The following is a 19,665-nucleotide window of genomic DNA, read 5'->3' as shown; positions in this document are numbered from 1 at the left end:
AAAGCATTAAAATGCTTTCATCAAAAAAATTATTTTCAAAAAAGTTTATTAACGCTTACGAATGTAAACATTTTTATATAATAACAATAATTGTAAATAATTTTAGCAATTCGACTTTTCAGGGATTAAATAACTAAAAAAAGCCCCAATTTTTGTCTAAAACAAGGTATAATTTGAAATGAATTGAAGGGAGTTTTTTTTACAAATGATGTGTGATAATTTGTTTTTTAAAATTTTGTGGGTAGTCGTTTACGCTATTACCGCTTATTATACCTTTACCGGCAACATGATGATGGGGATGTACTGGATGGCAGGCGGTATGCTGGCACAAGCAGTAGTTGACCTTGTCTATCATTTTTGGCCAAATCGTAAAAAGTGCTAGAAAAGCAGCTTCTTTTATATGAAGCTGCTTTTTACTCGTCATTTTCTTTTAAAAAGCTCTGAATAATTCTTTCCCTCATAGTTAGAAAGACCTGATTATGACCAGTAGGGTGAATACGATTGGTTAAAAGAATTAGACCCGACTTTTTTACACGGTCAAGAAGCATAAGAACACCAGTGAAGCCAGTATGCAGAATTATGGGATAATGCAACTGAGGGTCAAAGCGCAAGTCCCAGCCCCATGAGCGTGGCTTGACACCCACCGGATTTTTATTATCGAATAACATTGCGACAAGTTCTTGACTGAAGGGCAGGATGTGCTTATCTAGACCCAAGTATCCTTTACTTAATTTAACCAAGTCATTCATTGTGGAGAAGAGTCCTGCTGAACCGCAATCACTGCCAAGCTGGCGTGCTTTCGGATCGTGCGGTTCTCCTTGCAAAACTTTTCCTTGGTAAACAGCAGTTGGGACACATAAGTTCTTAGGGGGATGGAAAGTCGTGTTTTCTAAACCAGAAGGCTCAATTATTAATTTTTGACCAACTTCTTGAACTGGCTGACCAAATATTTTTTTAACAACCAACCCCAACAAGATAAAATTCGTATCGGCATAGCGCATTTTGTGTTCAAATTCGTCTGTGACAGGTAAATGAACGATGGCATGGATTAATTCGTCGCGAGATAACTGATCGCGCTTTTCAATCCAGCCACGGATTCCACTGGTGTGGGTAAGCAGATGAAAAAGGCGGACACGTTCATCTTTAAATTCAGGAATAAAGTCGTGCAGTGGTTCAGTAAAATTGAGCTGTCCCTCTTGATATAATTTAAGCAAAATATTTTCAGTAATAAGTACTTTGGTCAGACTGGCTAAATCATAAATGGCAAAAGGGCTAAGCTGCGTAACCGTCGGATAAGTACTTGCAAAGCCGACAGTTGAAGTGAAAACTTGGTCATTTTTAAAAAAAGCATAGTTAACGCCCGGTACAATGCGTTCCGTAACCATTGATTCAATTAAATTTTGGGTGTTTGAGTAGTCAATCATATAAACTATCCTTTGTTAAAAGTTTCTTACTCTATTATATACAATTCATTGATTTATTTTTGCAAATAAGTGTGAATGAAATTTTAAATGTTAAAAAACAGATTTAATGGTAAATCTTATGTAATCGCTTGCATAAATGGAATTCTAATGTTAGATTTAAGTTTGTAAAATAAAAGAACTTTTATTCGACGTGTTACTGGTAATGCAGGCAAGATCAAATGTATGTAATTAATAACCGAGATTAACGGTTTTATTTACGTATGTTTGGTCTTTTTTATTGAAATAAAAGAGGAAAATTATGGATAATCATAAAATCGCGCTGCAAATCATAGATGGAGTGGGCGGAAAAGAAAATGTCTCTGGTTTAACGCATTGTTTTACCAGATTGAGATTTGTTTTAAAGGACGAAAGTAAAGCAAGCAAAGACAAAGTTTCCAGTATAGAGGGAGTGATTCAGGTTGTAGAGGCCAGTGGTCAGTTTCAAGTAGTTTTAGGTAATAAAGTAGAAGCAATTTATGATGAAATCATGCCGCTGCTTGAAAATACCGCTACGGAAGATGATGAGCAAGACAAAAAAGTTGGTATTGGGACAAAGATTTTAAATGTTGTAACTGCTATTTTTACGCCAACTATTCCGGCCATTGCCGCTTCGGGAATGTTAAAGGGTATTTTGGCTGTTGCAGCATTAATTGGCTTAAATGTCTACCATGTTGATATAAAGACATTTAATACTTATATTATTTTGAATGCTGCGTCAGATGCTCTATTTTATTTTATGCCAGTGATTTTGGCTCGATCGGCTGCTAAAGTTTTTAAAACAAATGAATACATAGCTATGACTCTGGGAGCAACGCTATGTTATCCCACTTTGGTAGAATTGATGACGGGAAACAAAGCAGTAACGCTGTTTGGGGTCGGAATTACCAAGGCAAATTATGTTTCCTCAGTTGTTCCCATCATCATAGCGGTTTTTGTACTGGCATACGTTGAAAAATTTGTTAAAAAAATAATGCCGGATGTGCTCAAAATTATTATGGTACCAACTTTGTCTTTACTTATTATGGTACCTGCAACCTTAATGATTTTCGGTCCAATTGGTATTTATATTGGTAACGCAGTTAACTGGGCATATCACTATATCATGAACTTGAGTCCGATTTTATTAGGTGCCTTTGTTGGTGGTATCTGGTGTGTACTTGTTATTTTTGGTGCTCACAGAGCAATTATTCCGATAGGTATAAACGATGTTGCTAAAACGGGGCGGCAAAACCTGCTTGCCTTTGCTGGTGCAGCAAACTTTTCACAAGCTGGTGCGGCTTTGGGAGTTTTCTTCAAAACTAAAAACAAAAATCTGAAAACTGTGGCAGCTTCAGCTACAGTGACTGCATTGTTTGGTATTACCGAGCCGGCTATTTATGGTGCTAACTTGCGTCTGAAAAAGCCTATGGTTTATGCAGAAATTAGTGGTGCTTTAGGCGGTGCCTTAATGGGTTGGGGAGGCTCTTATGGGAATGCTTTTGCAAATCAAGGTGTCTTGACCATTCCCGTATATGCTTCTGCAGGAACTAAAGCTTTCATTTGCTACATTTTGGGTTGCTTAATTGCCTTTGGTGGAGCTTGCATTTTAACAGTTATATTAGGATTTAATGATTTACCTAGTGATGAAACTCTTGTAGAAAAAAGTAGTTCAAAGATGGATCAAATTGAGGATGATCAGGAAGAAAATCCTGCTAAAACGATTGATGAAGATTTAGTTGCAGATGATTGCGACTTATCTGTAAATTCTCCTGTCGAAGGTAAAACGATACCTCTAAATCAGGTTTCAGATGAAGTTTTTGCATCCGGAGTTTTGGGTAAAGGTATTGCAGTTCAACCTGCTTCAAGAAAAATTTTAGCTCCTGCAGATGCCACAGTCAGCATGATATATCCGACTTTACATGCAATTGGTTTAATATTAGACATTGGAATTGAAATGATGATCCATATTGGTATCGACACTGTTAAACTAAATGGAAAGTATTTTGAAAAGCACGTTCAAGATGGAGATCATGTCAAGAAGGGGCAACTGCTAGTTTCATTTGACATTCAAAAGATTGAGCAGGCAGGTTATGACTTAACCACGACCGTTGTAGTGACTAATTCGAAAAACTATGCAGCCATTGGTTCGACGAACAAGGATAACGTCACTAATAACGACCAGTTGTTATACCTGTTATCGAAATCTAAGATATGATTATTAGAGGAGTAAATATGGAAAAATTTAACCCAGACTTTTTATGGGGTGCATCTTCATCAGCCTTTCAAATTGAAGGCGGGTGGAACGAAGATGGTAAGGGAGAATCAGTAGCAGATTATAATTCTTTTGTTCATGCTGGTCCTCAGCAAGCTGATACCAAAGTGGCCAGTGATTTTTATCATCATTATCGAGAAGATATTTCTTTAATGAAAGAATTAGGTCTTAAAGTATATCGTTTCTCCATTGCCTGGTCGAGAATTATTCCTGACGGTGATGATCAGGTTAACCAAAAGGGGATAGACTTTTACAATAAAGTGATTGATTGCCTGATTGAAAATGGGATTGAGCCGTTTGTAACTCTATATCATTTTGATTTGCCCCTAGCCCTGGTAGAAAAATACAACGGTTGGGAAAACAGATCTTGCATTTCAGCTTTTAGAAGATACGCCCAAATATGTTTTAAGGAATTTGGTGACAGAGTCAAGAACTGGCAGGTGATCAATGAACAAAACCTAATGGTTCGTGTAGACGAGCGCTTAAACATGTATCATGTTCAAGCTAAGAATAAAGAACGTGTCAGAGCTCAAATGGATTACAATATGTTTGTAGCAAGTGCCTGTGTTATGCAAGATTGTCATAAGATGGTGCCCAACGGTAAAATAGGACCAGCAATATCATCCACCATGACTTATCCAGCATCTACCAAGCCACTTGATGTTTGGGCTGCTAAAATGAATGACAATTTCAAAACAAATTATGCTCTGGAAATGTATTGTCACGGTCAATATCCAGGGTACTATAGCAATTACCTTAAAAGAGTGGGCATTTTGCCATCAATGCAAGATCAAGATGAGCAAGTATTGCGCGATGCTCGGCCTGACTTCATAGCAGTCAATTATTACCGTACGCTCGTTGCTAGTTACTTGCCGAGCGATGCCAAGCACCCATTTGGTACAAGGAAAAATGATGTGGATTTTGATCTGTATGGCTATTTTAAGATCGAAAAAAATACTAACTTGTCCGCAACGGAATATGGTGCTCAAATCGATCCAATGGGCTTGAGAATTGTCCTAAATGAATATTATCGTCAGTTTCGTTTACCAATGATTATTACTGAAAATGGTTTAGGTACTCCAGACACTATGGCAAAGGATGGCAATATTCATGATCAATACCGCATAAACTATCTTGCTGATCATATCAAGGCTTGTTATGATGCAATTCAGGATGGGGTAAAACTAATTGGTTATTGTCCTTGGTCGGTTATGGATCTGTTAAGTTCACATCAAGGATTTAAAAAGCGTTATGGCTTTATTTACGTTAATAGAACTGATAATGATTTAAAAGATCTACGTCGAATTCCCAAGGATAGTTTTTACTGGTACCAAAAGGTTATTACAAACAATGGTTTGGTCAACTAAACAATAGTATGCAACTAGGTGGTGAGCTGATGAAAGTGCTAAAAGTTTTGAATAATTCGCTTGTTTTAGCATTAGATGAATCAGGAGCAGAGTGTATCCTAATGGGCAAGGGTCTAAGCTATCATAAAGCAATTGGTTATCCTGTTAAAAAAGAGGAAATTCAAAAGATTTTTGTCTTAACCGATAATAAAATGCTGAAAAACTTTATTCAGCTAGCCAGTACAATAGACGAAACTTATCTAAATATGGTTAGGGAAATAATAGATTTTGCCGCCAAAAAATATCAAATCAAAGTTAAAGATTACCTTTATTTATCGTTAGCTGATCATATTTCTTTTGTGGTAAAGCGATTTAAAGAGGGAAATATTGGTGAAAATTTCAACTATCCTGATGTCTTACTTCACCATAGAAATGAATATCAGATAGGTTTATTTGCAGTTAATTTGATTAATAAAAAAATGCATGTTTTATTACCGGATAGCGAAGCAACAGGCATTGGTTTACATTTTGTGGATGCGGAAGTTGACGTTGGTGACCAACAGAAAAATAGGAAAATAGCTGAGCTGGTGAATAGTCTCGAGAAAATAGCTCAAAGGATTATTGGTGGCAATATCGACCAAAACACTTTCACTTATTCACGATTTTTGACTCATCTAAATTATTTTTGTGAAAGGGTGTATGAAAATAAACTGTTTTCTGATGAAGATCAGGAAGGACTTTACCAGGACTTGGCTGCCAAAATGACTAAGGAGGCTGAAATTATTAATGCTTTTGATGAGTTTATTAGGAAAAAAAACAGATTGAGGATTACTAAACAGGAGAAAATATACTTAATTGTTCATTTGCACAAAGTAGTTGAAGAAAACTGCAAAAAAGTGTAGTTGGCAAAAAATATGAGCAATAATAAAAAACTTCCGGATTGAAAAGCTTTTCGGGAGTTTTTCTTTGTGCTAAAAATACTCATTAGTTAAATTTAGTTTTTGAACTGAAAGTACTTGACAATAAGCGTCTCTTCAAGCATAATAATTACTGTTGATTTTGCCCGCTGGTCAAATGGTTAAGACGCCACCCTCTCAAGGTGGAGTTACGAGTTCAATTCTCGTGCGGGTGATTTAACACTGGGATATAGCCAAATGGTAAGGCACAGGTTTCTGGTTCCTGCATGTTTCGGTTCGAGCCCGGATATCCCAATAAAAATAGCTCAACAGCAAGGTTTATGAGAGTTAAAAAACAAATTTGCCCATCATTTGCCCATCAGAGTTACCAAAAAAATAAAAAGCTAGATGAATAAATCGTCTAGCTTTTTTTCTATTTCTTTATCACTTTTTCGTTTATCTTCATCAATGTAATAAGCATAAACACTTAATGTCATAGATAAATTTTTGTGGCCAAGTCTTTTTGATATAGCCATCCAATCCACATTTTTATGATGGAGAATAGCAACGTGCACATGTCTAAGGCTGTGGATGGTAAAATCCTTTTTATCTAACTTAGCATGTCGCATAATTACTTGCAGTTTACTGTTAATAGTTCGATTGGCAGGGGGCAATTTGGTTGTTACTTCTTGGAAAATATATCCGTCTTTATCGTCTGTTTTAATTTCTTTCAATAAATCGATCAGTTTTTTATTTATTCTAATTGTGCGATATGAAGAAGTGTTTTTTGTTGGTCCTAATTCTTTTATATCACTATTATACGAATGATGGATAGAAATTGTATGCTTTCTAATATTTAAATTATGCCATTTAAGAGCACTTATTTCTCCAACCCTTGCTCCAGTAAGAATTATTGTGATAATTATATATGTAGATGGAACTTTTGAATCTCTTTCTTCAATAGCCGTTTTTAATAATTTCTGTGCATCTGAGTATGAAAGAAAAATTGGTTTGCGTGTATTAGAATCATTTCCATTGATATTTACGTTTTGAGTAAAGTCTAGTGTAATTATGCCATCCGCTATTGCATTCTTAACACAGGCCCTAAATTGACGATTTAAAAGCCTAACAGTAGTAGTAGAACGAGTTTTACAAACCTCATTTATGAATTCCTGCCATTGAAGTCGCTTAATTTTTTTAATTTTCATATTTCCAAAGTATTCATGGACAATATGATCATTAGTTTCATATCTTTTTTGAGTTTCATGTCTAATATGCGGCTTTTTAAATGTAGTCCACCACTTATGAAAATAATCAGCAAAAATTGGATTATTATCTATATCTACACCTTTATTATGTAAATACTGCTGCTCCGTAACAAACCGTTCAGCTTCTACTTTAGTTTTAAAACCACCTTTTTCAATTTGTCGAAGCTTACCATCTTTATCACGCCAATTAATTCTAGCGGACCATAATTTACCACGTTTCCTAACCGGCATTCTTATTTTTCCTCTCATGTGCTATAATAGGCATTGCAAAAGGGCGTTGCTCTCTTGCTTATTCAAAGCTTTTAAGAATTAGTTTTCCAGGCAATTTCTTAAAAGCTTTTTTTGTTTATTATTTTTTATCTACTAACATATCACCAATAACCAAACTTAATTCATCGATATATTCAATACAAAATTGCAAAACTTCCATAGACATATCTATAGAAAATTCAGTGGGGTTATTTTTATCTTTTTTTAAATATTCTGAAATGTCTTTTCTAAATTTTTCACTATTCATTTGAATAAAAGTATTTGCTGCCTCTTTTATGTTTTTTTTATATTTTTCTTCAAATTCTTTTTCATTCATATTTAATTGCCATTCTTTATATAATCTCCAAATTTCTGTTGCTCGTCTTTCATATGTTGGTCAAGGCTAGGTCCGCCCTGTTCAATCCATGATTTAGCTTCATCCATTGAATCTATATACTTATTTAAACTTTGCTCAAATGATTTTTGATTTGACGAGGTAACTGAATCAGCTGACATGCCTAATTTAACTGCGACTTCTTTATCAGCTTCTAATCGATCGTCACCAGACAAGGTCAGAGCCTTTTTGATTTGGTCAGTTAAACTAGGTAACGTGTCTACTAAGTGATTAGATTCCCAAACTGGAGCTTGAGGCTTTTTAGAATTTTCTGCATTGGGAATAACTACAGTTTTATAATTAGTCTTTTTTTTCTTAAAGTTTTTAACTAAGACATATTTATTTTTGCCAATGCGGTAATATTTCTTACCCTTAATTTTTTTAGTACCTAAAACTTTGATTTTTCTTCCTTTACGATATAAAGTTTTAGTTTTCTTGCCTTTAACATTGTAAACGTAAGATTTTCTAATTAGTTGAAGTTTAGCAGCACTTACCGTAGTTACACTTGTACTTAATAGAGCTAGTGAAGCTAAACCTGTAGCAATTATTTTATTTAATTTCATGATTATTCCTCCTTAAATAAACATATAACTACATATAGTTTAGAATTATTTAATATCATAATCAACATGTATAACCTTACCAATAATTTTACCGGGATTTTCAGGTGTTAATATTATTGGTTGATAATCTCGATTTTCAGGAATTAAGAAAACATCCTTGTCAACAAATTTCACACGCTTAATGGTTGCTTCATCTTCAATTAAAACTGCTGCTATCTCACCATTTTCTACAGTTGATTGTTTTCTAATTGTTACGAATGCACCATCAGGAATAATGGGAAGCATTGATTTTCCTTTACATTTTAAAATAAATAAAGTTCCATCGGGCTTATGATCAAAAGTCAAATCACGATAACCAACAATATTCTGTTCAGCAAAAATTGGCTCACCACAAGCTATTGTTCCTAATATAGGTACTCGAACTTGATAATTGTGAGGCTCTAATTTAGTTATTTTTTCAATGTCATTAATATTAATTGGATCTGTAGGATTACCGCCTAAAGGATACATGTGCATTAGTTGAGTAGATTTATCTCTCTTCTTTAAATTAAGAAAAGAACTACTAGATATATCAGTTTTTTTATTACTTAAATTATCACTCAAAAGATCAGTAATATTCAAATTATAATGATTAGCTAATTTTTGGAGTCCTCCTGATCGAGGCATTTTTTTGCCTAATTTCCAATCAGATACAGTCGAATATGCAGTATCTATACTTTCTGCTAATTCCTTAACTCCTTCATTGTGTTCTGACATGAGTTTGATTAAATTATTTGAAAAAACACTTTTTAAATCTTCCATTTTTGCTCTCCTTATTATTGCTATTATACCGCTTTTTGCGATTACTTGGAAACAAAAATTTTGCTTTTTGCGGTACTTTTTGTTGCATTCCGCTAAAAGCGTGTTATAGTATATTTGATAAGAGAAAGGAGGAAACAAATGGAAAGCTATATGATTCCTATGGATGTTAAGCATACAATCAAAGATTTGCGAATTAGGGCAGGTTTATCACAGATGGAAGCGGCTAAAGGAATGCGTGTTAGTCGTCAAACATTACAAAGGTGGGAAAACGATCCAACAAAATTGTCTGTAAGTGATATTAATCGTATTTCAGATTTTTATAAGATTCCAACGGACTATATTTTTTTTGGTCCAAATACCGCTTTTAGCGTAATAAGTTAATTTTATTAAAAAAGAGGTGATTAGATGAATATTAGGGATGCAATACTTGAAGCTACCAGAGTTGGTGCTAAATATATTTATCGTAAACAAGGTCCAATAATTAAGCCAACAAATACTATTGATTGCTGTATTATTTGCACACCATGGAAAAAAGTACCACGTTGGGAACCTAGATATGATGATTTAGTTTCAGTTGATTGGTATGTGGTTCCAGAGAAAGGCAGTGACAAGAATGTATGAATATGAACGAAATAAGAAACTTACTAAAATTTACGAAAAGTTAATCCAACGAATATTAATTAACTTTAAATTAATGACAATCGCACTTGTTGCTTATGTTATATGGCACAATGATTTATCGAGATTTTTATCGCTTTCATTTCTGTGTTGTTTTGGAATTGATCTTATAGAATTGCAATTCATATATTACAAATTAACAGAAAGGCGGAAAGAAAAAGAGCGAATAGAAGCGAACATATTAAAAGCTAAGAAAAAATAAATTCTGTTTAACAGGTTAATTATGGAAGTGAGAAATTTGCTTGAATTAGAAAAAATCAGCTCTGATGAATTACTAAAAGAGCTGATTAAAAGAAAGATTTTGGAAAAAATTGAAACAGGCATATATAAGCCTTTTGAATTAAAACCTAAATATGGAACTATTGCTAATTATGATGCTGTTTATCTTTTTCATAAGAAACAATGAAGATTCAAGTTACTAGAAAGAAGAAATTATGGATAAGGATTGGTTAGAAACTCATATCAAAGAACAGGCAAAAAGTTGTTTTGAAGAAAGTTTTGAAAACTTCAAAGGAAGTGAAAATTGCAGACAATCTTTTCAAAAAGTAGAAAATACGGATGAATGGAAATCATTTAAAAAAATCAGGATTGAAGATTATCAAACAGAAATTGAGCAAAGCATATTAGCAAAACTAGAAGGCTTAGAGGAGTTTTTTAACAAAGAAAAATAAAAACCATCATTTAGTGATGGTTAGTGAATTGAATTACCTTTCGGCGTTGAGAAGTTAGATTTCAGGTTTAAATCACTTAAAGTATCTATACCATTCACCCCATTAATACTGTCAAGACTATCAAAACTATCAAAATTATTGAAATTATCACTTATTTCTTTTTGCAAATTTTGCATATCTTCTATCGGGCCTACCTCATTCTTTTTAGTTACCAATTTTGTTATCGTTAAGGCTTTTTATCCTTAGCTTCTACTAGTTTTCTAGCAGTTCAGCATATATCTTCAACTCAAACGAGTTGCCGAGCGCTCGTGGGATATCCTCCTATGCGTTGCACCTTCAATTAAGCTTGGCTCAGGGTTGCCTTATCAAAATGACTTAGGTTTTCCCTGAATTCACTCGGTTCACTTGATATATCACTATATCAAGGGGCAATTCACTATAAGTATAGCACTGTATATAGTACTTGCAAGAAACAAGGCACACAAAATGTGGAATAAAATTCAAAAAATCATGAAAGCAAAAAAGATTAGCATTTACAAATTATCTAAGCTTACAGGTTTACCATGGAGCACCATTGCGAATTATAAAAATGGCTCTGAAATGTCATTTAAAAATGCGTGCAAAATAGCAGATGCCTTAGATATTAGCTTAGATCAACTGAGAAAGGAGGCGAATATTAATTGACTAATGAAATGAAACTATCAATACCAATAGATAGTTTAACAGAAACAGTTGACAAAATTATGCAAAGCCGTGGCTATGTTCCTGAAGATAGTATTATCGGAAAAACTATTGGTATTAAAGAATTTGCCAAAAAATATTGTTATCCACATGGACCAGCTTGGGTTAAAGAAAATATTCTTTATAAATTTAAACCAGATTGGTGTCAGAACATTCATCCTGGAACAGGTCGGGGTTTCACAATTTTTGAAAAGCCAGCTGCTGAATGGATGGACAAACATCGAGGTGAGATAGATTGGAACGCAGTTTAAATTTAATAGAAAGGATATTAAAAAAATGGCAACACTTTTTAAATACCTACACAGACATAGAACTGAAAAGCAAAAGCTCATTATTAATCTCATTAATAGTAGCTATTGTTGGGCTGGTGTCAGCGATTTACGTTCTCAGCTTACGAGAATACATCCCAGGAACATAAAAAGGTCCGACAGCAATCGGACCATTAAATAATAAAGAATACTAAGGAGATTATAGCACATTATGGAGTGTATTGGAACAGAAGCTAATGGTGGCTTAGCTACCTATGGCGAATATGGCTGCGACTACGACACAGCTAGGGACTTTGTAGTTGCTCAGGCATTTTTAATGAATGATCTAAAAAAATATACTGAAGCAGTTGGCTACTCGCCAAAAAATCCCCGAGGAATGCAAACATACGAGGATATGTTGGAAGATTTTGCATCCTGGTGGGACGATCCTGACGGAGAATGGTGGTACGAAGTAGCAATGTTCTATTTCGATGGCCATGAAATAACTGACAAAGAAATAGAGGCATTGTGATGGTTGATAACCCAAAATTAAAAAAGGAACAAGAGATAATTGCATTAGGTAGTAAACAGTATGGCATTGCTTTTACCCCTGCTAAAATAGATTTTCCTGAATACGAGCAAATGAAAAGCAGTGTTGACGCAATTAATGCTGAATTTACTAAGTATGACGTAGACACTAATAATTTCAAGTCAGCTAAAGAAGCAAGAGCAAGGCTTAATAAACTAGCCAAAGCGCTAAATGACAAGAAGATAACGATTGTTAAAGAAGCTGACAAGCCAGTATTGGTCTTTAAAAACCAAATTAAAGACCTACTGGATGAAATAGGTCAGGCTTCCGACCACATTGGAAATCAGATTAAAGTGTTTGAAGACAATGCTAAGAAGCAACGTGAGGCAAATATTAATGCAGATATTAATAAACGTTGCAAAGAGGTTGGAGTTGATCCATCAAAAATTGAGATCAATCAGAAATGGTACAACAAGTCAGAACCTTATGCAACATACGAAAAAGAAGTCAACCAGCAGATTGACTTTTTACTAAAAGAAAAAGAGCAACTAACCGAAAATATCAAAGTTGTCACAGCCAAAGCTAACGAGCTAGGGCTGCCATATCAGCACTGGGTAGAACAACTAAATAATGCGCCACTGAGCGATGTTTTAGGTGAAATGGATAAATACTCTCAGGAAGTAAAAGAAGCTGCTGAACGTGATAAAAAAGCTAAATTGGAAGCTCAAAAAAACATTGTTGAAAAAAATGGCAAAGCTATTAACAAGGAAACTGGAGAGGTCCAAGCAGACTATCACATAGCCTATCTAATCACCAAAAAGGCACGTATTAAGCTAGGCGGTACTCAGTATCAATTTAATCAATTGCTTCAATATCTGAAAGATATGGGGTTCAAAATTGAGAAGGTGAAGTGATGGAATTTATCGGAGATGAGAAAAGCAGAGCTATCTGGAACCAGCACTTTATCCAAGTTAAAAGCAAGATAAAGCAACCGAAGCGCACACATGTCGTTGATACAGTTACAAAGCGTGGGAAAAGATACGGCTACAAATATGCTGATTTGGCAGATGTGGACAAGGCAGTAATGGACGCATGTCGGGCTGTTAAGGACAAAGATGGCAATGTTGTTTTTGCCTATTATTTCGACATCGACAACAGTAATGAAGGAGTATGTGTACAGACCGTAATGGTAGATACTTCAGGTGCTCAAATGATAACAGATAAAGTTTGGTTCCGCAATACGAATAGTGGAGATGCACAACAGACAGCAGGCTTAATCAGTTACGCAAAGAGGTACAGCCTAAGTGCTGCCTTCGGCATTGCTAGTGAGGAAGACGATGATGCACAAAACCTTAAGTCACAAGATAATCATAGGCGAGTAATGGTATTAGATGTTGATGAACTAAACAGCTTTAAGGTCAATGTCATGGGCAAAAGCTATTTGCTAAAAGATATTTGGAATGATTATTTAGAATACAAAGATCCTGAGACATTACATTGGTTAATGGATCAAAAAGACCCTCAAACATTGCAGGCAATCAAGCAATTCAATGATCAGTACAAAATGAAACAGCTTTTAGATAAAGCAAAAGACAAAAAGGCAAAAAAAGCTCAGGAAGTAGAGCCAGTTGATGAAAAAGAGACTGGTACAAAAAAGGAAACTGAGACAGAAAAAAACAACGAAATTAAGAAATTAGTTGATGGTGATAATACTGATGACGAAACACAAACACTTAATCTCTTTTAGGAGGATTTTAACATGGTGCGTTTAATTAAGAAAGACAATGGCAATTACACCAATACTAATAATCAGCTAGTAAGAGATGACGATTTAACCTGGAAGGCTAGAGGTATTTTTAATTACCTTTGGAGCCAAGCTAATGAATGGCAGTTTTATGTGAAAGAAATAGCCAGTCATTCAAAGGATGGAGAAAAGGCTCTGCAGTCAGGCTTACAAGAGTTAGAAGAACATGGTTATTTGAAAAGGGTTAACCGTCATTCAAAAAACGGCAGCTTTGATGGACTAGATTGGATTTTAGATGATACGGGTAGGCTTAACCGTCAAGCACAAAACAGCGTTAACGGTAAAAAGGAGGCAAAACCGCCAAAAAACCGACAAAACACGCCTGACGTAAAAAGCGCTCAGCGTGAAAAGCGTCCAGCGCAAAACCTCCCACTAAGAAATAACAATAATAAGAATTATCAATATAAAGAAATATCAAATACAAGAAATAATGGTTCAGCTAAAGCAGAACCTAGTTCCATTCATCAAGATGTAATTGATTACCTTAACGAAAAGATAGGTGCTAGATACAAAGCAAGTTCTTCTATCAACAAAAGATTAATTGATGCACGAGTCAAAGAGGGGTACAAGCTAGACGACTTCAAGCGAGTGATAGACAACAAAGTGGCAAGTTGGGCACATGATCAAAAGATGAGCAAATATTTGCGACCGCAGACCTTATTTGGCACCAAGTTCGAGAGCTATCTGAACGAGCGAGCGCCCACTGTGCCACCACACGCTGACTTCGGGGAAGAAGCCTACGCAAACGGGACAATGGATGGTGTGGATGAAGATGACCTACCCTTTTAGGCGATTGGAGGAGCTATGAAAATAAATGGCAAAGCAGTAAATATAATTGCACATCGCACAAGAACAACTGATCAGATTTGTCCTAAACATCACGAGCACCTAGTATACTTGGATGGATTTAAAAAAATGAAGCCGTTCTGTGAGCAATGTCAATACGAGAAAAATCAGGCTCAATTAAAAAAGATGGCACAGAACTTAAGGACAAGCCAAACTAGAGGCTATCTTAAACGGCAATCATTAGTCGATCGTGATGAAGTATTTGATTACAGGTTTAATAGCTTCAAAGCTAAAGCAGGCTCTGTTGAGAGCCAAGCCAAGCAAAGCGCAAGAATTATTGCTGGCGAATATCTCAAATACCCAGATAAGAAGGGCAACAGCCTGCTGTATGGCAATGCAGGTGCAGGAAAAACACATCTTGCTATGGCAATACTTAACGCAGTTAACGACAATGCAGACCCAATGGTGAGATGTCTGTTCATCAGCGTTAATAAGTTGATCCGAGAGATGAAGAACTGGTTTCAGGACAAGACAGGTATCTGGTCGCCAAAGCACGTAACCGATGTAGTCAGCAAAGCTAACCTAGTTGTGCTAGATGACCTAGGAGCAGAGAGTGCCAACAATATGGCTACTAGCTTTGTGCAGGACACAATTTTCGACATATACGAAAGCAATCAACGGATCATTACCACAACTAACTTGAGCTTGGACGAGCTATATAGGACTTATCACTCAAGGCTAGTTAGTCGGATGCAAGAAAGCGACAGACGCAAGGTCATCGACTTTTCGAAAATAGTTGATAAAAGGCCAAAGATATGACTAAGAGAATAGAAAAATTTAGTGACTGGGACAAGATATACAACAAAATGTTCCAGAAACGAGCACTAGAGAGATTTAACTATGACGTTGCCAATGGCATAGGAGCCTTTGATAGACGAGAAAAAGAAAAACTAGAAGAATTACATCAATTTTTCGTGAAAATTGAGAAAGAAAGTGACAGTAATGCAGGACGTTCAGTTATTTACATTTAATGGTGAAGAAGTAATAGATAGCCGTGATGTAGCAAGCATGATAGGCAAGTCCCACGCACATCTGAGCAGAGACATCGACAGATACATCAGAGATATTGATGATAATGAGCCCGATCCAAAATTGGATTCGGCTCGCAAGGTCAATAATAGCAATGGTTCGGCTGACTTTTTTATTAAGTCAACTTACACTGACAAAAACAACCAAATTAGACCTTGCTATTTGCTAACTAGACAAGGCTGCGAATTTGTCGCTAATAAACTTACAGGTAAGAAGGGCAATCAGTTCACTGCCGAATATGTGACGCTATTTAATCGAATGAAGCAGAGAGAGAATAGTCGTATTCAAATGGCTTACAAGGAATGGAATATCCCGACTACCTTTGCAGGTGCTCTAAAGTTAGCTACCGAACAAGCAGAGCAACTAGAAAAGCAGAAGCCCAAGGTCGATTATTTCAATTCACAAATGAGGAACCCAGGTTTGATGACTACAACAGAAATCGCTAAAGATTACGGCTGGAGTGCTGCCAAACTTAATCAGGAATTGCATAAGCGTGGCATTATCTACCAACAAGGCAGTGGCCACCGTAAAGTTTGGGTAGTTTATCGCGACTATGCCAATAGAGGCTATACCCAGTATGAGCCGTTTACTTATCAAAATGGCGGTAAACAGGGAATGCACAACAATTTAAAGTGGACTCAAAAAGGCAAGAAATTTATTTACGATCTATTAGCGAAAGATGGTATCAGACCAACGCTAGAACAGATGGAATTTATGGAGGATTAGAAATGTATGCAACATTTACCAAATCAATAAAAATAAAGGACGAACTTTTAAATTACAGTCCAAAATTAGCCGATATCGGCGAGATGAATGTGAAACTCAATCAAATGGGAATTCCTTCAATATATTTAGAGCTAGTGTTACTTGAAGACTCTAAAGAAGGCGTTTTAGAGCTTGCTTATTTATACAACAAGCTAGAAAAAATGATTAAGCCTGATATTGCTGAGGTAGTAATTAAGTATTCTTTATCTGACGAGATTGCGGACAGAATATACGGTATGTACCCAGCGCCAGATAATATTAAGGTTTTAGGCACAGACTTATCTTGGGACGATGAAAAACAAGCTTTTTATGTTCAATATTCCCAAAACAAAGTTACTAAAAAAGAAGACATTAATAAGTATGGCAAATGGCCTACTCCTACTTTGATGAAAATATATTATCGGCTAATTCAATATTACATTTTGAGAGATTTTAAGAAATATTGAGGTAGAGGCATAAAAATGAGCAGAATTAAAGAATTGAGCAAAGAAGAACTTGAATACCGTAAGAAGCTAAAACAGATGGCCCAATCTGGAATTGACATGACTGAACGTGATTATGTTCCTAGTAATAACTTTGCAGAATGGTACGCTCAGTCATTATCTGCAATGGCACAGCTTTGCATTGCAGCAAACTTGGTGACTTTGACTGAAAGTGTTGAAAGGCTAACGAATAAGATCGATGAGCAAAATGAACAGAATTAAAGAATTGCGACAGTTAAATAAAGTAAGTCAAGGTGACTTGGCAAAAATAACTGGGCTTACGAGGCAAGCTATTAGCTATTACGAAAATGACAAAAGAGAGCCAAAGAATGAAACATTGCAGAAATTAGCTGAATACTTTGGTGTATCTGTCACATATATAAAGGGCGAGACAAAGACTGAAATGCTGACCAAAATAATTAATACTATGTATTTAATTATTTGCAACAGAATTCCAATGAGTTCTGACAGAGAGACGATAGACAATACAGAAAATAGCAGAACTATAGCTGCTACGGAACTAATGCTTTTAATGTATCAGGTATTGAATTTGGATCATAACAAACAATTTGAAGAAATTGTAGGCAAAAACGCTAATTTATTAGGGATAAAAGGAAAAGCTAAACTCAATTATATTAGAGAATCTTCAGAATCAGCTACTGATGATAATTATAAAAGCGATATAGAAAACGCAAAGGCGTGGATTAAGTTTTATGAAAATTTGTAAGGAGAAATAGAAATGAACGGCAAGAAAATAACATTTAGCGGAGATTTGGACAATTTCAAAACTAAAGATAAGGGCGTAACAATCCAAATTAAGACAACGACAGACAATCTATCGCTAGACAAGCTGAATGACATTGCGGACGGCAAGATCACTGTATATCTCGAGTCGAGCCAACTGGAGCTTATTGAAGAACTAGATGGTGAATTTGAAGTTACCGATATAGCAATGCTAGACAAGCTACACAGGATAGATGCTAATGGCCAAAGAGAAATCAAATATACGGCCACAACTAAAGATGGCAGTGTTTACGGGCTAGCTGAGGACTTATACGAGAATCTTAAACTGCAAATGCCTGAAGAGCCAGAAGAACCAGTAGATATTGGTGATGTTCCAGAAGGCAGCAATGATGAACCTGAAGACAATAACAACGATGAAGGAGAAAAGATGGATCTGTTTGAAGTTAATCCAGAAACTAAAAAGATAGAGCAGGTTACACAGTAAGGCGGCAAATACCATGTGTGAATATTGCCAATATGGCTCAAACCTATTATGGTCTGCTGATTCGACCGTTAAGATTGATGCGGCAAAATGTCAATTGATACTGGTTGAAGAGACTTATTACAATCATTTAATAATTAGAGATAGTCAAAAGATTAACTATTGCCCAGTTTGTGGCAGAAAGTTGGAGGTTCAAAATGGCTGAAAACGTATATTGTCAAACATGTAAACGTGACCTATCCGGTGAAGAGGGTGTTATTGTTTTTGACTCTGACATTTTCTGCAGTCCCGAATGTTTAATTCAGAATTTGAAAAATTATGAAGACTTAGAAGAAATGACAGTCGATGAATATTTGAAAAAATTTGGATAAGGAGTTAGCTAATGGCAAGAGCAGTATATCGGAAGAATAAGGATGGCAAGGTTACTTACGTGGGGCATGTGCCTCCTGAGTATCAATTAAAGGACAACGAGTTTTTTCAAAAGTTGCCTAATAAAAAGCATGATTGATGAAAATACTAGACGCATGCTGTGGCTCTAAGATGTTCTGGTACGACAAGCACGAGCCACATACGACATATATAGACAATAGAAGCGAAAAGGATCAGGTCAAAGATCGTCAATATATCAGAGATATAGTTGTCAGTCCTGACATTATCGCAGATTTTAGAAAGTTACCTTTCAAAAATGATGAATTTGACCTAGTAGTCTTTGATCCACCACATTTAATTCATGCAGGTGATAATAGCTGGCTCAAGCTTAAATACGGATGTTTGCCTAAAGATTGGTCAACATACATTAAGTCAGGATTTGACGAATGCATGCGAGTGCTTAAGCCGACAGGTACTTTGCTTTTTAAATGGTCAAACAATCAGATTCCGTTTAACAAAGTTTTTAACGTGATTGATCAAAAACCAATTTTAGGAGACCGCAGAGGTAGTACACGCTGGTCAGTGTTTATCAAAGGAGCAGAAAATGACCAAAGCAATGACAAAAAACAAAATTAAAAAGAATGTAATCACTTTTGATAATACAAAGGGCGAAGGATGTGCTATTAATCTGGATGATTTTGATTATGCAGAAATAGCTCAAATCAAAACAAGCGATATATATACAGTTGATATCTGGAATGATGATGGTGCATTAATTGGCGACTACATAGTAACAATTGATGTTGCAGAAAAACTTGGTAAAGCATTTGAAAAAGTTGCAAAGAAGAGAAAAGGAGAAAAAATGGTTAAAGAACTTTTTAAAAAAAATTTGGAACAAGACAGCTGATATAGCTACAGATATTTTTGGGGTTGCAATGGGGTTAATTTTTTTAGGAATATTTTTATTCGTAATAGGTTTGCTAATTACTGGGAACAACAAATTTGTATTTAGCATTTTACTATTAATCTTAATATCCGTATTTCTTA

Annotated in this window: 31 protein-coding genes and 2 tRNA genes; 28 read left to right on the top strand and 5 right to left on the bottom strand. The window is 35.5% G+C overall.

What is annotated here, in order from left to right:
- Positions 1-205: 205 nt before the first annotated feature.
- On the top strand, positions 206-382 hold the full coding sequence (locus ERK18_RS03775) for a hypothetical protein (RefSeq protein WP_162833769.1): 177 nt from the start codon (positions 206-208) through the stop codon (positions 380-382).
- 31 nt (positions 383-413) lie between these two features.
- On the opposite strand, the gene ERK18_RS03770 is transcribed toward ERK18_RS03775, so the two are convergent.
- Positions 414-1,424, bottom strand: a complete 1,011-nt coding sequence (locus tag ERK18_RS03770; protein ID WP_187154371.1) for a serine hydrolase domain-containing protein — start codon at positions 1,422-1,424, stop codon at positions 414-416.
- A 298-nt stretch (positions 1,425-1,722) separates the two neighbouring features.
- Here ERK18_RS03770 and ERK18_RS03765 point away from each other — a divergent pair, with 298 nt between their 5' ends.
- From ERK18_RS03765 to ERK18_RS03745, 5 genes are all read left to right on the top strand, one after another.
- Entirely contained in the window at positions 1,723-3,657 is a 1,935-nt protein-coding gene (locus tag ERK18_RS03765; protein ID WP_187154370.1) for a beta-glucoside-specific PTS transporter subunit IIABC, read from the top strand.
- Positions 3,658-3,674: 17 nt separating this feature from the next.
- Positions 3,675-5,081, top strand: coding sequence for a glycoside hydrolase family 1 protein (locus ERK18_RS03760; RefSeq protein WP_187154369.1), 1,407 nt, complete (start codon positions 3,675-3,677; stop codon positions 5,079-5,081).
- 29 nt (positions 5,082-5,110) lie between these two features.
- On the top strand, positions 5,111-5,962 hold the full coding sequence (locus ERK18_RS03755; RefSeq protein WP_187154368.1) for a PRD domain-containing protein: 852 nt from the start codon (positions 5,111-5,113) through the stop codon (positions 5,960-5,962).
- A 158-nt stretch (positions 5,963-6,120) separates the two neighbouring features.
- Positions 6,121-6,192: transfer RNA gene (locus ERK18_RS03750), tRNA-Glu, on the top strand.
- Positions 6,193-6,200: 8 nt separating this feature from the next.
- Positions 6,201-6,272: transfer RNA gene (locus tag ERK18_RS03745), tRNA-Gln, on the top strand.
- 88 nt (positions 6,273-6,360) lie between these two features.
- On the opposite strand, the gene ERK18_RS03740 is transcribed toward ERK18_RS03745, so the two are convergent.
- The 4 genes from ERK18_RS03740 to ERK18_RS03725 all read right to left on the bottom strand — a co-directional run bounded on the left by ERK18_RS03740 (position 6,361) and on the right by ERK18_RS03725 (position 9,231).
- Positions 6,361-7,455, bottom strand: coding sequence for a tyrosine-type recombinase/integrase (locus ERK18_RS03740; protein ID WP_187154367.1), 1,095 nt, complete (start codon positions 7,453-7,455; stop codon positions 6,361-6,363).
- A 118-nt stretch (positions 7,456-7,573) separates the two neighbouring features.
- Entirely contained in the window at positions 7,574-7,810 is a 237-nt protein-coding gene (locus ERK18_RS03735; protein ID WP_187154366.1) for a hypothetical protein, read from the bottom strand.
- A gap of 2 nt (positions 7,811-7,812) precedes the next feature.
- Positions 7,813-8,430, bottom strand: coding sequence for an SLAP domain-containing protein (locus tag ERK18_RS03730; protein WP_187154365.1), 618 nt, complete (start codon positions 8,428-8,430; stop codon positions 7,813-7,815).
- Between the two features lie 45 nt (positions 8,431-8,475).
- Positions 8,476-9,231 carry a helix-turn-helix domain-containing protein gene (locus tag ERK18_RS03725; protein ID WP_261982429.1) on the bottom strand — a complete coding sequence of 252 codons (756 nt, stop codon included), beginning with the start codon at positions 9,229-9,231 and terminating at the stop codon, positions 8,476-8,478.
- 138 nt (positions 9,232-9,369) lie between these two features.
- Here ERK18_RS03725 and ERK18_RS03720 point away from each other — a divergent pair, with 138 nt between their 5' ends.
- From ERK18_RS03720 to ERK18_RS03620, 22 genes are all read left to right on the top strand, one after another.
- On the top strand, positions 9,370-9,612 hold the full coding sequence (locus ERK18_RS03720; RefSeq protein WP_187154364.1) for a helix-turn-helix transcriptional regulator: 243 nt from the start codon (positions 9,370-9,372) through the stop codon (positions 9,610-9,612).
- Between the two features lie 24 nt (positions 9,613-9,636).
- Complete coding sequence (locus ERK18_RS03715; RefSeq protein ID WP_187154363.1) at positions 9,637-9,852, top strand: hypothetical protein; 216 nt, start codon at positions 9,637-9,639, stop codon at positions 9,850-9,852.
- Positions 9,853-10,147: 295 nt separating this feature from the next.
- Positions 10,148-10,315 carry a hypothetical protein gene (locus ERK18_RS03710; protein ID WP_187154362.1) on the top strand — a complete coding sequence of 56 codons (168 nt, stop codon included), beginning with the start codon at positions 10,148-10,150 and terminating at the stop codon, positions 10,313-10,315.
- A gap of 28 nt (positions 10,316-10,343) precedes the next feature.
- Positions 10,344-10,580 carry a hypothetical protein gene (locus ERK18_RS03705; RefSeq protein WP_187154361.1) on the top strand — a complete coding sequence of 79 codons (237 nt, stop codon included), beginning with the start codon at positions 10,344-10,346 and terminating at the stop codon, positions 10,578-10,580.
- A 486-nt stretch (positions 10,581-11,066) separates the two neighbouring features.
- Complete coding sequence (locus ERK18_RS03700; RefSeq protein WP_187154360.1) at positions 11,067-11,264, top strand: helix-turn-helix domain-containing protein; 198 nt, start codon at positions 11,067-11,069, stop codon at positions 11,262-11,264.
- The gene (locus tag ERK18_RS03695; RefSeq protein ID WP_315984345.1) at positions 11,261-11,572 is read left to right on the top strand and encodes a hypothetical protein; all 312 of its coding nucleotides are present in this window, start codon (positions 11,261-11,263) and stop codon (positions 11,570-11,572) included. Before ERK18_RS03700 ends, ERK18_RS03695 begins: the two co-directional genes overlap by 4 nt.
- 229 nt (positions 11,573-11,801) lie before the next feature.
- Positions 11,802-12,101: a hypothetical protein gene (locus ERK18_RS03690; protein WP_187154359.1), complete on the top strand. Its 300-nt coding sequence runs from the start codon at positions 11,802-11,804 to the stop codon at positions 12,099-12,101.
- A complete protein-coding gene (locus ERK18_RS03685) occupies positions 12,101-13,012 on the top strand; it encodes a DUF1351 domain-containing protein (RefSeq protein ID WP_187154358.1) in 912 nt (303 codons plus the stop codon). The genes ERK18_RS03690 and ERK18_RS03685 overlap by 1 nt, the downstream gene beginning before the upstream one ends.
- Positions 13,012-13,845: an ERF family protein gene (locus ERK18_RS03680; RefSeq protein ID WP_187154357.1), complete on the top strand. Its 834-nt coding sequence runs from the start codon at positions 13,012-13,014 to the stop codon at positions 13,843-13,845. The genes ERK18_RS03685 and ERK18_RS03680 overlap by 1 nt, the downstream gene beginning before the upstream one ends.
- A 12-nt stretch (positions 13,846-13,857) precedes the next feature.
- Entirely contained in the window at positions 13,858-14,691 is an 834-nt protein-coding gene (locus ERK18_RS03675; RefSeq protein WP_187154356.1) for a conserved phage C-terminal domain-containing protein, read from the top strand.
- Positions 14,692-14,706: 15 nt separating this feature from the next.
- The gene (locus tag ERK18_RS03670; RefSeq protein ID WP_187154355.1) at positions 14,707-15,507 is read left to right on the top strand and encodes an ATP-binding protein; all 801 of its coding nucleotides are present in this window, start codon (positions 14,707-14,709) and stop codon (positions 15,505-15,507) included.
- Positions 15,504-15,719 carry a hypothetical protein gene (locus tag ERK18_RS03665; protein ID WP_187154354.1) on the top strand — a complete coding sequence of 72 codons (216 nt, stop codon included), beginning with the start codon at positions 15,504-15,506 and terminating at the stop codon, positions 15,717-15,719. The genes ERK18_RS03670 and ERK18_RS03665 overlap by 4 nt, the downstream gene beginning before the upstream one ends.
- Positions 15,691-16,503, top strand: a complete 813-nt coding sequence (locus ERK18_RS03660; protein ID WP_187154570.1) for a Rha family transcriptional regulator — start codon at positions 15,691-15,693, stop codon at positions 16,501-16,503. The genes ERK18_RS03665 and ERK18_RS03660 overlap by 29 nt, the downstream gene beginning before the upstream one ends.
- A 2-nt stretch (positions 16,504-16,505) precedes the next feature.
- Positions 16,506-16,988 carry a hypothetical protein gene (locus ERK18_RS03655; protein WP_187154353.1) on the top strand — a complete coding sequence of 161 codons (483 nt, stop codon included), beginning with the start codon at positions 16,506-16,508 and terminating at the stop codon, positions 16,986-16,988.
- Between the two features lie 15 nt (positions 16,989-17,003).
- On the top strand, positions 17,004-17,246 hold the full coding sequence (locus ERK18_RS03650; RefSeq protein ID WP_187154352.1) for a hypothetical protein: 243 nt from the start codon (positions 17,004-17,006) through the stop codon (positions 17,244-17,246).
- Positions 17,233-17,751, top strand: coding sequence for a helix-turn-helix domain-containing protein (locus ERK18_RS03645; protein ID WP_187154351.1), 519 nt, complete (start codon positions 17,233-17,235; stop codon positions 17,749-17,751). Before ERK18_RS03650 ends, ERK18_RS03645 begins: the two co-directional genes overlap by 14 nt.
- Positions 17,752-17,763: 12 nt before the next feature.
- The gene (locus ERK18_RS03640; protein ID WP_187154350.1) at positions 17,764-18,252 is read left to right on the top strand and encodes a hypothetical protein; all 489 of its coding nucleotides are present in this window, start codon (positions 17,764-17,766) and stop codon (positions 18,250-18,252) included.
- A 13-nt stretch (positions 18,253-18,265) separates the two neighbouring features.
- A complete protein-coding gene (locus ERK18_RS03635; protein WP_187154349.1) occupies positions 18,266-18,454 on the top strand; it encodes a hypothetical protein in 189 nt (62 codons plus the stop codon).
- On the top strand, positions 18,447-18,620 hold the full coding sequence (locus tag ERK18_RS03630; protein ID WP_187154348.1) for a hypothetical protein: 174 nt from the start codon (positions 18,447-18,449) through the stop codon (positions 18,618-18,620). The genes ERK18_RS03635 and ERK18_RS03630 overlap by 8 nt, the downstream gene beginning before the upstream one ends.
- Positions 18,621-18,631: 11 nt before the next feature.
- Complete coding sequence (locus ERK18_RS09490; RefSeq protein WP_261982427.1) at positions 18,632-18,757, top strand: hypothetical protein; 126 nt, start codon at positions 18,632-18,634, stop codon at positions 18,755-18,757.
- Positions 18,757-19,254, top strand: coding sequence for a class I SAM-dependent methyltransferase (locus tag ERK18_RS03625; RefSeq protein WP_187154347.1), 498 nt, complete (start codon positions 18,757-18,759; stop codon positions 19,252-19,254). Before ERK18_RS09490 ends, ERK18_RS03625 begins: the two co-directional genes overlap by 1 nt.
- On the top strand, positions 19,223-19,525 hold the full coding sequence (locus ERK18_RS03620) for a hypothetical protein (protein WP_187154346.1): 303 nt from the start codon (positions 19,223-19,225) through the stop codon (positions 19,523-19,525). The genes ERK18_RS03625 and ERK18_RS03620 overlap by 32 nt, the downstream gene beginning before the upstream one ends.
- Positions 19,526-19,665: the final 140 nt, after the last annotated feature.

The organism is Lactobacillus kimbladii, from assembly GCF_014323605.1.
In the GTDB taxonomy this organism is placed as follows: domain Bacteria; phylum Bacillota; class Bacilli; order Lactobacillales; family Lactobacillaceae; genus Lactobacillus; species Lactobacillus kimbladii_B.
The sequence above is the reverse complement of the archived record's forward strand: the minus strand, read 5'-3'. Positions and strand labels throughout refer to the sequence as shown.

Excerpts from the sequence above, each read along its gene's own strand:
- ERK18_RS03775 (WP_162833769.1), top strand. The coding sequence starts at position 206 with ATGATGTGTGATAATTTGTTTTTTAAAATTTTGTGGGTAGTCGTTTAC.
- ERK18_RS03770 (WP_187154371.1), bottom strand. The coding sequence starts at position 1,424 with ATGATTGACTACTCAAACACCCAAAATTTAATTGAATCAATGGTTACG.
- ERK18_RS03765 (WP_187154370.1), top strand. The coding sequence starts at position 1,723 with ATGGATAATCATAAAATCGCGCTGCAAATCATAGATGGAGTGGGCGGA.
- ERK18_RS03760 (WP_187154369.1), top strand. The coding sequence starts at position 3,675 with ATGGAAAAATTTAACCCAGACTTTTTATGGGGTGCATCTTCATCAGCC.
- ERK18_RS03755 (WP_187154368.1), top strand. The coding sequence starts at position 5,111 with ATGAAAGTGCTAAAAGTTTTGAATAATTCGCTTGTTTTAGCATTAGAT.
- ERK18_RS03740 (WP_187154367.1), bottom strand. The coding sequence starts at position 7,455 with ATGCCGGTTAGGAAACGTGGTAAATTATGGTCCGCTAGAATTAATTGG.
- ERK18_RS03735 (WP_187154366.1), bottom strand. The coding sequence starts at position 7,810 with ATGAATGAAAAAGAATTTGAAGAAAAATATAAAAAAAACATAAAAGAG.
- ERK18_RS03730 (WP_187154365.1), bottom strand. The coding sequence starts at position 8,430 with ATGAAATTAAATAAAATAATTGCTACAGGTTTAGCTTCACTAGCTCTA.
- ERK18_RS03725 (WP_261982429.1), bottom strand. The coding sequence starts at position 9,231 with ATGGAAGATTTAAAAAGTGTTTTTTCAAATAATTTAATCAAACTCATG.
- ERK18_RS03720 (WP_187154364.1), top strand. The coding sequence starts at position 9,370 with ATGGAAAGCTATATGATTCCTATGGATGTTAAGCATACAATCAAAGAT.
- ERK18_RS03715 (WP_187154363.1), top strand. The coding sequence starts at position 9,637 with ATGAATATTAGGGATGCAATACTTGAAGCTACCAGAGTTGGTGCTAAA.
- ERK18_RS03705 (WP_187154361.1), top strand. The coding sequence starts at position 10,344 with ATGGATAAGGATTGGTTAGAAACTCATATCAAAGAACAGGCAAAAAGT.
- ERK18_RS03700 (WP_187154360.1), top strand. The coding sequence starts at position 11,067 with ATGTGGAATAAAATTCAAAAAATCATGAAAGCAAAAAAGATTAGCATT.
- ERK18_RS03690 (WP_187154359.1), top strand. The coding sequence starts at position 11,802 with ATGGAGTGTATTGGAACAGAAGCTAATGGTGGCTTAGCTACCTATGGC.
- ERK18_RS03685 (WP_187154358.1), top strand. The coding sequence starts at position 12,101 with ATGGTTGATAACCCAAAATTAAAAAAGGAACAAGAGATAATTGCATTA.
- ERK18_RS03680 (WP_187154357.1), top strand. The coding sequence starts at position 13,012 with ATGGAATTTATCGGAGATGAGAAAAGCAGAGCTATCTGGAACCAGCAC.
- ERK18_RS03675 (WP_187154356.1), top strand. The coding sequence starts at position 13,858 with ATGGTGCGTTTAATTAAGAAAGACAATGGCAATTACACCAATACTAAT.
- ERK18_RS03670 (WP_187154355.1), top strand. The coding sequence starts at position 14,707 with ATGAAAATAAATGGCAAAGCAGTAAATATAATTGCACATCGCACAAGA.
- ERK18_RS03665 (WP_187154354.1), top strand. The coding sequence starts at position 15,504 with ATGACTAAGAGAATAGAAAAATTTAGTGACTGGGACAAGATATACAAC.
- ERK18_RS03660 (WP_187154570.1), top strand. The coding sequence starts at position 15,691 with ATGCAGGACGTTCAGTTATTTACATTTAATGGTGAAGAAGTAATAGAT.
- ERK18_RS03655 (WP_187154353.1), top strand. The coding sequence starts at position 16,506 with ATGTATGCAACATTTACCAAATCAATAAAAATAAAGGACGAACTTTTA.
- ERK18_RS03650 (WP_187154352.1), top strand. The coding sequence starts at position 17,004 with ATGAGCAGAATTAAAGAATTGAGCAAAGAAGAACTTGAATACCGTAAG.
- ERK18_RS03645 (WP_187154351.1), top strand. The coding sequence starts at position 17,233 with ATGAACAGAATTAAAGAATTGCGACAGTTAAATAAAGTAAGTCAAGGT.
- ERK18_RS03640 (WP_187154350.1), top strand. The coding sequence starts at position 17,764 with ATGAACGGCAAGAAAATAACATTTAGCGGAGATTTGGACAATTTCAAA.
- ERK18_RS03635 (WP_187154349.1), top strand. The coding sequence starts at position 18,266 with ATGTGTGAATATTGCCAATATGGCTCAAACCTATTATGGTCTGCTGAT.
- ERK18_RS03630 (WP_187154348.1), top strand. The coding sequence starts at position 18,447 with ATGGCTGAAAACGTATATTGTCAAACATGTAAACGTGACCTATCCGGT.
- ERK18_RS09490 (WP_261982427.1), top strand. The coding sequence starts at position 18,632 with ATGGCAAGAGCAGTATATCGGAAGAATAAGGATGGCAAGGTTACTTAC.
- ERK18_RS03625 (WP_187154347.1), top strand. The coding sequence starts at position 18,757 with ATGAAAATACTAGACGCATGCTGTGGCTCTAAGATGTTCTGGTACGAC.
- ERK18_RS03620 (WP_187154346.1), top strand. The coding sequence starts at position 19,223 with ATGACCAAAGCAATGACAAAAAACAAAATTAAAAAGAATGTAATCACT.